The 15,775-nt window shown below is 74.3% G+C and carries 3 protein-coding genes and 1 pseudogene; 2 read left to right on the forward strand and 2 right to left on the reverse strand.

Annotated elements, in window-relative coordinates:
• Together ABD437_RS03025 and ABD437_RS03030 are read left to right on the forward strand one after the other, a co-directional pair.
• A pseudogene (locus ABD437_RS03025) lies at positions 1-772 on the forward strand (hypothetical protein); the annotation flags it as partial.
• Between the two features lie 70 nt (positions 773-842).
• Positions 843-1,082: a DUF5988 family protein gene (locus tag ABD437_RS03030; protein WP_344647171.1), complete on the forward strand. Its 240-nt coding sequence runs from the start codon at positions 843-845 to the stop codon at positions 1,080-1,082.
• Positions 1,083-1,123: 41 nt separating this feature from the next.
• Here ABD437_RS03030 and ABD437_RS03035 read toward each other — a convergent pair whose 3' ends face one another.
• Together ABD437_RS03035 and ABD437_RS03040 are read right to left on the reverse strand one after the other, a co-directional pair.
• Positions 1,124-11,218: a type I polyketide synthase gene (locus ABD437_RS03035; protein WP_344647172.1), complete on the reverse strand. Its 10,095-nt coding sequence runs from the start codon at positions 11,216-11,218 to the stop codon at positions 1,124-1,126.
• Positions 11,219-11,266: 48 nt separating this feature from the next.
• The gene (locus tag ABD437_RS03040; protein ID WP_344647173.1) at positions 11,267-15,769 is read right to left on the reverse strand and encodes a type I polyketide synthase; all 4,503 of its coding nucleotides are present in this window, start codon (positions 15,767-15,769) and stop codon (positions 11,267-11,269) included.
• Between the last annotated feature and the right edge of the window lie 6 nt (positions 15,770-15,775).

Genomic DNA, 15,775 nt, shown 5'->3' on the forward strand with positions numbered 1-15,775 from the left:
GGTGGCCCCGGCGATCGCCGGCGCGCTGGGCACCGGGGTCCACGACCCGGCCGCGGTCGCCGACGCCGTCACGCGGTGCCACGCCCATCCGCTGGCCGTACGCATCGCGGCCGCCCGCGTTCGCCACCGACCGGCCTGGCAGATCGACGACCTGAACCGCGTGCTGCGCGACCGCCCGCGGGGACTGGGCGCGCTGTCCACCCGGGACCTCGACCTCAACGCCGCGTTCGCCGCCTCCTACCGGCGGCTCACACCGGCGCAGCAGCGCGCCTTCAGCCTGCTCTGCCTCCATCCGGCGGGCGAGTTCGACCTCGACACGGCGGCGGCGATCAGCGGCCTACCGCCCGCCGACGCCGAGGAGACCGTGGAAGCTCTGGCCGACGCCAACCTCCTCGAGGTCCCCGGCTTCGGGCGGTACCGCTATTACGGTCTGCTCCGGGATTTCGCGCTGGCGAGCTGCTCCGAGGAGCTGCGCGCGCAGCGGCCGGACGCCCGCCGACGGCTGCTCGAGCACTACCTGGTGTCGTTCCACGACGCCGGCCGCACGCTCTACCCGGAGGCCGGCACCACGGCGCGTTCGGGATCGTTCGCCGACGCCCCGGCGGCCCGCAAGTGGTACGAGACCGAGCGCGAATGTGCCGCGCGGGCCGATGTGTGGGCCGACCTGTTCCCGCCCGTCCTCGACGCGGCCGGGCTGCTCCGCGCCACGAACACGGTGGCCGGTTGGCTCGGCGGCGCGCACGGACGCGCGCCGGGTGCCGCCGCTGCCTGAACCGCAGTTGCCGCTCGTTCCATCCGTCCCGGATCCCCCGATCCGCGGCCACAGAGGAGGTCCGACAGCCATGACCCGAGACACCGGAGAACCCCTCGACGACCTACAGTTCCACGCCGTTCTGGAAGGGGGCCCGATGGACCTTCCGCACGAGGCGCGGTGGTGCAGCATCGCTTCGGACCAGGACAAGGTCAAGCTCCCGTTCGGCGGCGGCTACGAGCACTTCGAGCGCGTCGACGTGCCTCCCGCCGACGTTCCTCCCGGCCCGGTGGTGTTCCGCTGGACGACGAGGACCAAGATCGCCGAGTAGCCCGGAGAAACCCAGAAGGGGNNNCCTTCTGCGTGCTGCGCTCAACGCGCGCCGAACTCCTGATCGATGAGGCTGAGCAGCTCGTCCGCGTCGAGCGGCGTATCCGGCCCGGAACTCTCCGCGCCGCGCGTCTCGATCCGGGACAGCAACCCACGTAGCCGTCCGACGACGGCCGCTCGGGCCCGGGCTCCGCCGTCCGCGGCGACCAGCAGACGACCCTCGATCGCGTCCCAGTCCACCGATCCGCCGTCGCCGTCACGCTTCTCGGTCAGCTCGCCGAGCAGGTACGTGGACAGGGCACCCGGACTGGGGTGATCGAAGACCAGCGTGGCCGGAAGCCGGACGCCGGTCGCCGTCGTGAGCTGGTTGCGCAGCTCGACCGCGGTCAATGAGTCGAATCCGAGGTCCTTGAACGGCTTGTCGGGTCGGATCCGTTCGACCGACGCGTGTCCCAGCACGGCGGCGACCTCCGCGCGGACGAGGTCCAGCAGGACCACCGCCCGCCGCTCCGGCTCGAGTCCGGCCAGGGCGCCGTCCCACCCCTTCGCGGCCGGCCGACGACCACCCGGTGCTCCGCCGGGCTTCGGTGCGGGCACCAACGCCCGCAGCAGCGCGGGCACGTCCCCGGCGGGCTTGCGCTTCAACGCGGCCAGGTCGAACCGCGCCGTGACCAGAACGGGCTCCGTGGGTGCGGTGAGCGCGCGGTCGAAGATCGCCAGGCCGTCGTCCCTGGTCAGCGGCACCAGCCCGCCGCGCCGCATCCGCAGCGTGTCGACGGCGGTCAGCCCACCGGTCATGCCGGCCCCGTCCACCGGCGCCCACGGCCCCCACGCCAGCGCGACGGCCGACCGGCCGGTGGCCCGGCGCCGGGCCACCAGCGCCTCCAGGTAGGCGTTCGCCGCCGCGTAACCGGCTTGTCCGGCGCCGCCGGCGACCGAGGACAGCGACGAGAACACGACGAACGCCCGCAGGTCGTCGTCCCGCGTCAGTTCGTCGAGGTAGGCACCCGCGCGGACCTTCGGGTGGAGAACGGCGCGGACTCGCTCGGCGGTCAGCGTCGTGACCAGCCCGTCGTCGACCACACCGGCCGTGTGCACGACGGCGGTGAGCGGCCGACGCCGCCGGATGTCGGCGAGCAGGTCGGACAGCGCGTCCCGGTCACCCACGTCGCCGGCCCGGAAGTCCACCTCGGCACCGGCCGCGACCAGGTCCTCGCGAAGTCCCGCCGCGGCGGGCGCGTCCGGTCCCCGGCGGCTGACGAGTGTCAGGTGCCGGACGCCGTGCGCGGTCACCAGGTGCCGCGCCACCAGGCCGCCGAGGAGGCCGGTCGCGCCCGTCACCACGACGGTCCCACCGCCGGGCCAGTCGCTCCGAGCCCCGGCACCGTCCGCCGCCGCAGCCGTGGGCACCGGTAGCGGCACCAGCCGCGGCACGAGGAGGCGGCCGTCGCGGATCGCCACGTCGGGCTCGGTCGGGCCCGTGGCGGTCAGGTCGGCGACCAGCGCGGGAAGCGCGCTCCGGGACGCCGGCCTGTCGTCGAGGTCCACCAGCAGGAAGCGATCGGGGTTCTCCCGCTGAGCCGATCGGAAGAACGCCCGCACGGCGGCGCCGACCGGCTCCGGCGGTGCCTCGCCGGTGGCGACCGCCCCGGTCGTGACCACGACCAGCCGGGAGTCGACGACCGAGGGGTCGGCCAGCCAGTTCCGGGCTGCGGTGAGGGCGGCCAGAACCGCCTCCTCCACGGCTCCCGGCTCGCCACCGTCCGACGCCGCCGGCGGCCCGAAATCACGGCTGACGACGTCCGGCGCCGGACCGGTCGCGGCCGGTGTCCCGGTCGGCCCGGTGCGCTCCGCCCAGTCGACCCGGTAGAGGTCGGAATTCCGCGCGCCGCGCAGCGCGTCGTCGGGCAGCGGCCGCAGCGTCACCGAGTCGACTGCGATCACGAGCCGGCCCTGTTCGTCGGTCGCGTCCAACGAGACGGCGTCGGCACCGACCGCGCGGATCCGCACCCGCAGGGTCCGCGCACCGGCACCGTCGCCGAGGACGGCGCCGCTCCAGGAGAACGGGAGTTGCGGCCGCCCGTCGTCGGCCAGGAACGGCCCCAGGCCGACCGGGTGCAGCGCTGCGTCCAGGAGCGCCGGATGCACCCGGTACGCTCCGGCGTCGCCGTCGAGCGCCGCCGGGAGCTCGATCCGGGCGTAGACCCCGTCGTCGTCACGCCAGGCGGCCCGCAGGCCCTGGAATGCTTCGCCGTAGCGGAATCCGCCGCGTTCGGCGTCGTCGTAGTGGTGCTCCAGCGGGACCGGCCGGGAGCCGACCGGCGGCCAGACCGAGTGGGTGGGCCGCGCCGCGCGGCGCTCCGCCGGCGCCAGCACACCGGAGGCGTGCCGGGTCCAGCCGGAAGATTCCGCGGCGGCGCCGGTCCGGGCGTACACCGTGGCCACCCGCCGCCCGTTCGCGTCCGCCTCGCCGACGACGGTCCGGAGCCTGACGTCGCCCTCGTCCGGCACCACGAGCGCGGTCAGCAGCGTCAGCTCCTCCAACGTCGGGCAGCCGACCTCACGTCCGGCGGCCAGCAGCAGTTCGGCGAACGCCGTGCCGGGCAGCAGAACGACGCCGACCACCGCGTGATCGGCCAGCCAGGGGTGCGTGCGGTGGGTCAGCCGCCCGGCGAACACGTGGCCGTCGGCGGCCGGGTCGTCGATCGCCGCGCCGAGCAGCGGATGCCCGGTCGGGCGCAGCCCGGCGGCCGCGACGTCCGGCGTGGGCTCGGCGCGACGTAGCCAGTAGCGCTGCCGCTGGAACGGATACGTCGGCAGCTCCACGGCGGCCGTGGGACGGGCGTCGAAGTACCGGCTCCAGTCCGGCCCGGTTCCCCGCGCGTGCAGCCGGGCCAGCGCGTCGGTCAGGGTGTCCACCTCGGGCCGCCCGGCGCGGAGCGCGGCGGCCAGCAGCGGCGGCTCGGTGCCCGGTTCCTGATCGGCGCAGTCACGCACGGCCGGCGAGAGAACGGGTTCCGGACCCACCTCGAACCAGGCGTCGGCGCCGTGCGCGCGCATGGTCCGCACGGCGTCACGGAACCGCACCGGCTCCCGGAGGTGCCGGACCCAGTACTCCGGTGTCCGCAGGTCGTCGCCGACCGCGATCGCGCCGGTCAGCGTGGACGCCACCGGTATCTCCGGCGCGCGATAGGTGACGGTGGACGCAACCGCGTGGAACGGGTCCAGGATCGGGTCCATCAGCACCGAGTGGAACGCGTGGCCGACGCGCAGCCGGGTGGTCCGCCCGCCGAGCTCCCGGACGTGGTCGGCGGCCGCGCGGACCGCCTCGTCCGCCCCGGAGAGCACCACCGACGCCGGACCGTTGACCGCCGCGATCGAGACGTCGTGGTCCCGGCCGATCAGCCAGGACCGCACGGTGTCCTCGTCCGCCTCGACGGCGATCATCGTGCCGCCGTCCGGCAGGGTCCGCATCAGGCGGCCGCGGGCGGCGACCAACCGGCACGCGTCGGCCAGCGACAGCACCCCGGCGACGTGCGCGGCCGCGATCTCGCCGACCGAGTGTCCGCACAGGATGTCGGCGCGGACACCGAACTCCTCCACCAGCCGGTACAGGGCGACTTCCACCGCGAACACCGCGGCCTGCGCGTAGTCGGTCCGGGCGAGCGTCGACGCGTCGGACCCGGAGTCGAACACCAGGCTGCGCAGCGGGACGTCCAGCTGCGGGTCGAACTCGGCGCAGACCGCGTCGAACGCGTCGGCGAACCGGGGATGCCGCGCGTAGAGCTCCCGACCCATGCCGGGGCGCTGACCACCCTGCCCGGGGAACAGCACCGCGAGCTTGCCGCCCGTGGTCCGGTCGACGACCAGGCCACCCGCCGGGCGGCCCTCGGCGAGCGCACGCAAGCCGCCGGCGAACTCGGACGGCGTCGACGCGACCAGGACGGCCCGGTGGGCCAGTGCGGCCCGCGTGGTGGCCAGCGCGCGTCCCACGGTGACCGGATCGACGTCCGGCCGGGCGGTCACGGACGACGCCAGTTCCTCGGCCGCGGCGCGCAGCGCGCCCTCCGACGCGCCGGAGAGTATCCAGGGAACCGGTTCGCCGGTCGGCGCCGGCGGTTCCGCCTCCGGCTGGTGGCCCGGCTGCTCCAGGATGACGTGCGCGTTGGTGCCGCTGATGCCGAACGCGGACACGCCGGCCCGCCGGGGCCGGTCCGTCGGTGGCCAGGGTGTCGTGGCGGTGAGCAGCCGGACGTCCCCCGCCGACCAGTCGACGTGCGGTGTCGGTGCGTCCACGTGCAGCGTGCGCGGCAGCGTGCCGTGCCGCAAGGCCAGCACCATCTTGATCACGCCGGCCATCCCGGATGCGGCCGCGGTGTGCCCGAGGTTGGACTTCACCGAGCCCAGCCAGAGCGGACCGGCGTCCCGGTTCCGGCCGTACGCGGCCAGCAGAGCCTGGGCCTCGATCGGATCGCCCAGCGTGGTGCCGGTGCCGTGCGCCTCGACCGCGTCCACGTCGGTGGCGCGCAGGCCCGCGTCGGCCAACGCCGCCGCGAGGACGCGCTCCTGGGACGGACCGTTCGGCGCGGTCAGACCGTTGGACGCTCCGTCCTGGTTGATCGCGCTGCCACGCAGCACCGCACGGACCGGGTGCCCGTTGCGGCGGGCGTCCGAGAGCCGCTCGAGGACCAGCGTGCCAATGCCCTCGCCCCAGATCGTGCCGTCGGCCGCCGCCGCGAACGGTTTGCAGCGTGCGTCCGGCGCCAGCCCACGCTGCCGGGAGAACTCCACGAACGCCCGCGGCGTGGACAGCACGGCTACTCCGGAGGCCACCGCGAGCGAGCACTCGTCGCGGCGCAGCGCCTGCGCGGCCAGGTGCAGCGCGACCAGCGCGGACGAGCAGGCGGTGTCGACCGTGACCGCGGGACCCTCCAAGCCCAGGGCGTACGCCACCCGGCCGGAGGCCACACTCGCCGCGCTGCCGGTGCCGAGATACGCCTCGAGCTCCTCGGGCACCGTGCCGAGGCCGTCGGCATAGTCCCCGCCGGCCACACCGGCGAAGACGCCGGTCCGGCTGCCGCGTACCGACGCCGGGTCGACGCCGGCGCGTTCCAGGGCCTCCCAGGTGGTTTCCAGCAGCAGTCGTTGCTGCGGATCCATGGCGAGCGCCTCCCGCGGGTTGATACCGAAGAAGTCGGCATCGAACCCGGCGGCGTCCGCGAGGAATCCGCCCTGGCGCACGTAGGAGGTGCCGGGGTGGTCCGGGTCGGGATCGTAGAGACCGTCCAGGTCCCAGCCGCGGTCGGTGGGGAAGTCCCCGATCGCGTCCACCTCGTCGCGGACCAGCCGCCAGAGGTCGTCCGGCGAGGCCACACCGCCGGGATACCGGCAGGCCATGCCGACGATCACGATCGGGTCGTCGGCGACGTCGCGGGACGGTGCGGCGACGACCGGCGTCACCGCGTCGTCGCCGGGACGCAGCCGGTCGAGCAGGTAACGCGCGAGCCGGTCCGGTGCGGGCTGGTCGAAGACCAGGGTCGTCGGCAGCGACAACCCGGTGGCCCGGGCCAGCCGGTTGCGGAGTTCGACCGCGGTGAGCGAGTCGAAGCCGACGTCGCGGAACGCCCGCGACGCGGTGATGGCGGCCGGCGAGTCGTGCCCCAGCACCGCCGCGGCCTCCGCGCGGACCAGCTCGACGAGCGCCCCGACCCGTTCCCGAGCGGTGAAGCCGGCCAGCCGGTCCAGCAGTGGCGTGCGGTCGGCGTGGGGCGGCTCCGCGGAGCGGTCGGCCGCCGCCGCGACCCGAACAGCGGGGATGTCCTCGATCAGCGGACGACGACGCGCGAGGGTGAACGGCGGCACGAAGCGAGCCCAGTCGATGTCCGCCACGACGACCGCCGTCTCGTCCCTCCCGACCGCCTCACGCAGGGCGAGTACGGCCGATCGCGGGTCCATCGGCCGCACGCCGCGCCGACGCAGCAGGTCGTCGGCCACGTCGTCCACCATGCCACCGCCGGCCCAGCTTCCCCAGGCCACCGACGTCGCGGTCAGTCCACGTGCGCGCCGGTCCTCGGCGAGCGCGTCCAGGTAGGCGTTGGCCGCCGCGTACCCGGTCTGCGCGGCGCTTCCCCAGACCGCCGCGCCCGACGAGAACAGCACGAACGCGTCGAGCGGACGGTCGCCGAGCAGCGCGTCGAGGTTCCGCGCCCCGGCGACCTTGCCGGTGAGCACCGCGGTCAGCTCCTCGATGCCGCTGTCGACGAGCGGCGTCGCCTGCCCGACGCCGGCCGCGTGCACCACCGCGGTCACCGGTGGGACGTCGGCGAGCAATCGGGCGAGCGCGTCGCGGTCGGCGACGTCGCACGCCGCGTTCGTGACCCGGGCGCCGAGCGCTTCGAGCTCGGCGGTCAGCTCGGCCGCTCCGGGAGACGCCGCGCCCCGGCGGCTGGTGAGCACGAGGTGCTCGGCACCCGCGTCGGCCAGCCAGCGGGCCACGTGCCCACCGAGCGCACCGGTACCGCCGGTCACGAGTACGCAGCCGCGAGGCGTCCACGGGTGCGCCGGCTCGCCGGTTTCGGCCGGCGCCGGGAGGAGACGCCGGGCGAACACGCCGGACGCCCGGATCGCGACCTGGTCCTCGCCGCCGGTGCCGGCCAGCACCGCGCCCAGCCGCTGCCAGGCCCGCTCGTCGGGAGCGGACGGCAGGTCGACCAGGCCACCCCACAGCTCGGGGTGTTCCAGCCCGACGACCCGGCCCAGACCCCAGATCTGGGCCTGCGCCGGGCTCCGGAGTGGGTCGGACCGTCCGATCGAGACCGCTCCCCCGGTGGCGCACCACAGGGGTATCCGCAGGTCGACGTCGGTGAGTGCCTGCGCCAGGGTCAACGTCGCGGCGACACCGGAGGCGACAGCGGGGCGTCCGGGGACGGGACGTTCGTTCGCACCGACGAGCGAGAGCACACCGGTGGCCGGCTCGTCCCTTCCGGCGGCGTCGCGCAGGAGGGCAGCCAGGGTCGCCCGGTCGACGGTCGGGTCGTCGAGCCGCAGCGGCACGACCGTGTGACCGAGCTGTTCCAGGGCCGGAATCACCGACGCGCCGAGCGGGTCGTCGGGTTCGGGTGGGAGCACCACCAACCAGCGGGCCGTCGTCGTCGCGGTCGGTACGTCGACCGGGCGCCAGTGGATGCGGTAGCGCCACGAAGCCACCGCGGTGCGCTCGCGTCGGCGTGTCCGCCAGTCCGCGAGGCCGGGAAGGACCCCGCGCCAGACGTCCGGTGCGTCGGGTGCGGCGTCGCCGACCAGATCGGCCAGTTCGTCCGCCGCGTTCCGTTCGACCGCGGACCAGAACGCGGCTTCCGCCTCGTCCGTCGCGGCCGGGGTCGTGCCGGTCGGCTCGGGAGCGCTCAGCCAGTAGCGGCGCCGGTCGAACGGATAGGTCGGCAGGGGCAGCACCGGTCCGGTCCCGACGCCGACCAGGCTGGTCCAGCGCACGTCCACACCGGCGGCGTCCGCCTCGGCGAACGACGTGAGCAGACGGGCCCGATCGTCCTCGTCCCGGCGCAGCGAACCGACCACGGCGATCGACCGCCCGGCGTCCTCGGCGGTTTCCTGGATCGAGGGCAGCAGCACCGGGTGCGGGCTGGTCTCGACGAACCGGGTGAACCCCTGCGCGACGGCCGCGTCGACGGCGGCCGCGAACAGCACCGGTTCCCGCAGGTTGCGTATCCAATAGGCGGTGTCGAGCGCGGCCGTGTCGAGCACGCCGCCGGTCACCGCGGACAGGAACGGCACCGCCGACCGGACCGGGTTCACCCCGGCCAGCACCGTCGTGAGCTCCGCGTGGAGTTCGTCCATCTGCGCGGTATGCGACGCGTAGTCCACCGGCACCCGACGGGCCCGAACGCCCTCGGCGACGCTCCGCGTGAGCCAGGCGTCGAGCACCGTCGCGTCGCCGGCCACCACGACGGACCGGGGGCCGTTCACCGCGGCGATCGACAGTTCCGCCGGCAGCGTGGCGCGCACCGTCGCCTCGGACGTCGCCACCGAGACCATGCCGCCGCGCCCGGAGAGCCGACGCAGGACCCGGCTGCGTAACGCGACGAGCCGGGCGCCGTCCTCGGCGGACAGGGCACCGGCGACCCGTGCGGCCGCGATCTCGCCCTGCGAGTGCCCGATCACGGCCGCCGGTTCGACGCCGGCCGCACGCCAGGTCTCGGCCAGCGCCACCATCACCGCGTAGAGCGCCGGCTGCACCACGTCCACCCGGTCCAGCGACGGCGTGTCCGGCTCGCCGCGGAGCAGGGCGCTCAGCGACCAGTCGACGTACGGGGCGAGTGCGGCGTCGCTCTCCTGGATGCTCGCGGCGAACGCCGGAACGGTCAGCAGTCCCCGGGCCATCCCGGCCCACTGGGAGCCCTGGCCGGGGAAGACGAAGACCGGGCCGGATCCGGCGACGACTTCGGCGCTCACGACGTCCGGTGAGGCCGTGCCGTCGGCGAGCGCGTCGAGGGCGGCTCTCCGCGCGTGGTGGTCGGCGGCCAGCAGGACGGCCCGGTGCTCGTGCCGCGCCCTGGTCGTCGCGAGCGCGACCGCGGTCGCCACCGGCTCCGCGTCCGGTTCGGCGTCGAGCGCGTCCCGCAGCCGAGCGGCCTGGGCCCGCAGCGACGCCCCGGACCGGGCCGAGAGCACCCAGGGCACCCGGGTGAGCGGGCCGAGTGCGCCGTTCTCCGGCTGCGGTGGGGCGACGGGCTCCGGAACGTCCTCCTCCAGGATCAGGTGGGCGTTGGTGCCGCTCATACCGAACGCGGAAACCGCTGCGCGGCGGGGCTCCGCACCGGCGGGCCAGGGCCGGGCGTCGGTGAGCAGCTCCACGCCGCCGGCCGGCCAGTCGATGTGGTGGCTCGGCGCGTCGACGTGCAGGGTGCGTGGGAGCAGCCCGTGCCGGAGCGCCAGCACCATCTTGATGACCCCGGCGACGCCGGCCGCCGCCTGCGTGTGCCCGAGGTTCGATTTGATCGAGCCGAGACGCAGCGGTCGGCCGGGTGGCCGGGCGCGTCCGTACGTCGCCTGCAGCGCTTGCACTTCGATCGGGTCGCCGAGCGTCGTGCCGGTGCCGTGTCCCTCGACCGCGTCCACCTGGTGGGCCGAGAGCCCGGCGTGGTCGAGCGCCCGGCGGATGACCGCCTCTTGCGCGGGTCGGCTCGGTGCGGTCAGCCCGTTGGACGCGCCGTCCTGGTTGATCGCCGAGCCGCGGACCACCGCGAGCACCGGGTGCCCGAGCCGACGCGCGTCGGACAGCCGCTCGAGCAGCACCACGCCGGCACCCTCGCCCCAGCCGGTGCCGTCGGCCGCGGAGGCGAACGACTTGCACCGGCCGTCGGACGCGAGTCCCCGCTGGCGGCTGAATTCGACGAACACGTCGGTCGTCGACATCACCACCGCTCCGCCGGCCAACGCCATCGAACACTCGCCCAGCCGGAGTGCCTGGGCGGCGAGATGGATCGCGACGAGTGACGACGAGCAGGCGGTGTCGAGGGTGACCGCGGGTCCCTCGAGCCCGAACGAGTAGGCGACCCGGCCGGACGCGACGCTTGTCGCGAAGCCGGTGAGCAGGTAGCCCTCGGCCTCCTCGGGAGGTTCGTCGAGGTGGCTCCCGTAGTCGCGGCCGGACACGCCGAAGAACACTCCGGTGTCGCTGCCTCGTTGCGCGGTCGGGTCGAGTCCGGCGCGTTCGAACGCCTCCCAGGAGACCTCCATCAGCAGCCGCTGCTGGGGATCCATGACCAGGGCTTCGCGCGGCGAGATGTCGAAGAACGCGGCGTCGAAGTCGGCGGCATCGCTGAGGAAACCGCCCTCGCGGGCGTAGAACGTTCCGCGGTGGTCGGGGTCGGGGTGGTAGAGCCGGTCGATCTCCCAGCCGCGGTCGGTCGGTAGCGGTCCGACCGCACTCCGGCCGCCGTGCAGGAGGTCCCAGAGCGCCTCCGGTGTACTCGCTCCGCCCGGGTAGCGGCAGGCCATCCCGACGATCGCGATCGGTTCCCGGTCCCTGGACTCCCGCTCGGCCAGGCGCTGCCGGGCCCGGTGCAGGTCCGCGGTGACCCACCGCAGGTACTCCCGAAGTTCCGCTTCACTCGCCACCGCAGCTCGTCCCCACGTCGTAGTGCGTCACCCACCGGCCGTGGCCGCTCACGAGCGGCCGAACTCCGTGCGGATGAACGTGAACAGGTCCTCGTCGCTGGCCGTGTCGAGCACCGCGGTTGCGTCCGCGTCGGACCGGTCCACGTCGCAGGCCAGCAGCAACGCGCGCAGTCGAGTCGCGACCTTCGACCGCATCGGGTCGTCGGCGCCGATCGCCGCCAGCGCGGTCTCCACCGAATCGAGCTGGGTCAGCACCGGGAGGTCGGATCCGTCCCCGGCGGTGCGGACCAGCTCCTGGTCCAAGTGCTCGGCGAGCGCCGCAGGCGTCGGATGGTCGAACACCAGGGTGGCCGGGAGCTTCAGGCCCGTCGACCGGCTCAGGTCCCGACGTAGCTCGACGGCCGTCAGCGAGTCGAAGCCCAGCTCCCGGAACGACCGCTCCGGTGTGACGTCGTCCGCCGGGCCGTACGACAGCACCGAACCGATCTGCCCGCACACCAGCTGGAGGAGGGTGCGCCGTCGTTCGGCCGGGGCGAGCCCGGCGGTCTCGCGGACCCAGACCGCGACGCCGTCCGCCGCCGGTCGGTCGTCGACGCCACCGGTCAGGACCGCCGTCACCTCCGGGATCTCGTCGAGCAGCGGCTGCCGTCGGTTGAGCGTGAACCCCGGGACGAAACGCTCCCAGTCGACGTCGGCCACCACGAGCCCGGCCGGCTCGGCGCTCATCGCGGTGCGCGCCTCGTCGGGGTCCATCGGCCGGACACCGCGGCGGCTCAGCCACTCCGCGGCGTCGCCGTGCGACATCCCACCGCCCGCCCAGGGACCCCACGCGATCGACGTACCGGCGAGCCCGCGAACCCGGCGACGCTGCATCAGCCCGTCGAGATAGGCGTTCGCCGCGGCGTAGGCGGCCTGGTTGGCGCTCCCCCACACGCCGGCGATCGATGAGAAACACACGAACAACGCGAGGTCCGGGCCGGTGAGCTCGTCCAGGAGCGCAGCCGACCGGCATTTGGCCCCGAACACCTCGTCGAGGTGTTCGGGGGTGACGTCGTCCAGGGCGGCCATCGCGAGGACACCGGCGCTGTGCACGACACCCGTCAGCGGGAACTCCGCCGGTATCCGGTTCAACACGCCTTCCACCGCGTCGCGGTCGGTCACGTCGCAGGCCTCGATCGTCACCCGGGCGCCCAGACCCTCCAGCTCGTCACGCAACGCCTCCGCATCATCGGCAGCCGCACCACGACGACTGACCAACACCACGTGCTCCGCGCCGAGCCCCACCGCCCACCGGGCCGCGTGCGCGCCCAACGCGCCCGTTCCCCCGGTGACCAGCACCGACCCCCGCACCCGGACCTCGTCCGGAACGGGCACGTCGGCCCGACGGAGACGGCGCCGGTGGAGTTCGTCCGCCCGGATCGCGATCTGATCGTCGTCGCCCGAGGCGGACAACGCGCGGACCAGGGTCGCGCCCGGGGCGTCGGTCGCGGGCACGTCGATCAGGCCGCCCCAGCGGTCCGGCCGTTCCAGGCCGATGACCCGGCCCATTCCCCAGACGGCGGCCGCGCCGGGATCGACGTCCTCGTCCGGCGCCACCGCTACGGCGTCCCGGGTGACGCACCACACCGGGCCCGGCAGCTCCTCCGTGCCCAGCACCAGCGCCAACGTCACCGTCGTCGCGTCGTCGCCGCGAGGCACCACCACTACTGTGCCCTCGGCGCCGGATGTCGCGGCGCAGGCCGTTCGGACCGCGTCGCGGTCGGCTCGGCGGTTGACGATCACCGGCTGGGTCCCGAGCGCCGCGGCGACGTCTCCGACCAGCGGGTCGTCGTTCACCCCGACGACCGTCCAGCGCGGTGAGGTCCCGGGTGACGTTCCGGCCGAGAGCGGCGTCCACTCCACGCGGTAGCGCCAGTCGGCGGGGCCGCCGGTGGTGGAGTCGGTCGTCGTGGTCGGCCAGTAGCGCTCGTGCCGGAACGCGTACGTGGGGAGCTCCACCGTGCGGGCCGGCTCCACGACCGCGGTCCAGTCCACGTCGACGCCCGACGTGTCGGCCCGCCCCAGGCCGGCGAGCAGCGCCGATACCTCGTCCCGATCGGGACGCAGCAACGGCACACACCCCTCGGTGACGGCACTGAGCACCGCACCCGGCCCAGCCTCCAACACCGTCCCAGCCCGCTGAGTGACCACCTCGGCCGCCTCGGCCCACCGAACCGGCTGCCGCACCTGCTCCACCCAATACCCCGGATCGGTCAACTCACCCGGCTGCGCCACCTCCCCCGTCACCGCCGACACCACCGGAACCACCGGCTCCCGGAACTCCACCCCACCCAGCACCGACGCGTACTCCCCCAACATCGGCTCCACCAACGGCGAATGAAACGCATGCGACACCCGCAACCGCCGCGCCCGCACCCCACCACCCGTCCACGACTCCACGAGCGAGTCGACCTCGGACACCGGACCCGACACCACCACCGCACCCGGCCCGTTCACCGCCGCCACCACCACACCCGAACCAATCAGCCGGGCCTCCACCGCCGCCCGGTCCGCCCACACCGCAGCCATCGCCCCACCAGCCGGCAACCCATCCATCAACCTCGCCCGAGCCGCCACCACCCGACACGCATCCCCCAACGACCACACACCCGCCGCCCACGCCGCCGACAACTCCCCCAACGAATGACCCGCCACCACCACCGGCCGCACACCCACCGACTCCAACAACCGGAACAACCCCACCTCCACCGCGAACAACCCCAACTGCGCCCACCCCGTCCGCGCCAGAACCTCCTCCGGGCCATCCAGCACCACTCCCCGCACCCCAGCCGGCAACAGTTCGCAGGCCTCCTCGAACGCCTCCCGAAACACCGGAAAACGCTCCCCCAACACACGCCCCATCCCCACCCGCTGCGACCCCTGACCCGGAAACACCACCGCCAACCCACCGGCCGACACCGGCCGCGGTGTCAACGCTTCCAGGTCCGCCGCCAGCGTGAGGGGATCCTCACCCACCACCACGGCCCGGTGCTCCAGCGACGCCCGCGTGGTCACCAACGACCACGCCACCTCCGCAAGCGGAACGTCCGGCCGCTCACGCAGGAACGCCGCAAGACGGGCGGTCTGCCCCGGCAGGGCTTCCGCCGAACGGGCGGACACCACGAGCGGGACCGATGCCGCTCCCGCCGGCTCATCGGCGACCTCGGACTCCGAAGCCTCCTGCAGGATCAAATGCGCGTTCGTACCCGAGATCCCGAACGCCGAAACCCCGGCTCGACGAGGACGGCCGGGCTCCCGGCGCCAATCCTGGGCCTCCGACACCACCCGCACCGCACCCGACGCCCAATCCACGTGTCGCGACGGTTCATCCACGTGCAGTGTCCGCGGCAACCGACCGTGGCGCAGCGCCAGGATCGTCTTGATCACGCCGGCGACCCCGGCGGCGGCCTGCGTGTGACCGATGTTCGACTTCACCGACCCCAACCACAGCGGGCGCTCACGGTCCTGCCCATACGTGGCCAGCAACGCCTGCGCCTCGATCGGATCACCCAACGCCGTCCCGGTCCCGTGCGCCTCCACCACGTCCACGTCCGACGGTCCCAGCCCGGCCGACTCCAACGCCTGCCGGATCACCCGCCGCTGCGCGCGACCGTTCGGCGCCGTCAAACCGTTCGACGCGCCGTCCTGATTGACCGCGCTGCCCCGGACCAGCGCCAACACCCGCCGACCGTGGCGGCGCGCGTCCGACAACCGCTCCAACACCACCAACCCGACGCCCTCGGACAACGCCGTCCCGTCCGCACCCTCCGCGAACGACCGGCACCGCCCGTCCGACGACAACCCACCCTGCCGTGCGAACTCCACGAGCGTCTCGGGGGTGGACATCACGGTCACCCCACCGGCGAGCGCGAGCGCGGACTCCCCCTTCCGGAGGGACTGGACGGCCAGGTGCATCGCGACCAGCGACGACGAACACGCGGTGTCCACGGTCAGCGCCGGCCCCTCCAGACCGAGCACGTAGGACACGCGGCCGGCGAGAAAACTGCCGACCCGACCCAGGATCGACTCGCCGTCGTCGCCGCGCAGTGCCCCGTACGACTCGCCGTTCGTCCCGACGTAGACCCCGGTGCGGCTGCCGCCCAGCGATGCTGGGCTGATCCGTGCGTGCTCCAACGCCTCCCAGGCCGACTCCAGCACCAGCCGCTGCTGCGGATCCATGCCGGATGCCTCGCGCGGCGAGATGCCGAACAGCCCGGCGTCGAACGATCCCGCGTCGGCGAGGAACCCTCCCCGGCGCGCAGCCTCCGGCAGACCGGCGAGCGTCCACCCGCGGTCACCGGGAGCGGTCCCCAGGACGTCGTCGCCGGCGGCCAGCACGCCCCACAGGCCGGCGACGGAGTCCGCGGCGCCCGGGAATCGGCCGGCCATGCCGACCACCGCGATCGGTTCGGAAGACGCGTCGACGAGTTCCTGGTTCTTCCGGCGCAGGCGTTCGACCTCACGGATCGAGGCGCGGAGTGCGTCGGCGACTTTGTCTCCTGCGTGCGTCACTGCTCG

It is taken from the genome of Cryptosporangium japonicum, assembly GCF_039524755.1.
Classification (GTDB): domain Bacteria; phylum Actinomycetota; class Actinomycetes; order Mycobacteriales; family Cryptosporangiaceae; genus Cryptosporangium; species Cryptosporangium japonicum.

Coding starts and splice junctions, on each gene's coding strand:
- ABD437_RS03030 (WP_344647171.1), top strand. CDS start 843: ATGACCCGAGACACCGGAGAACCCCTCGACGACCTACAGTTCCACGCC.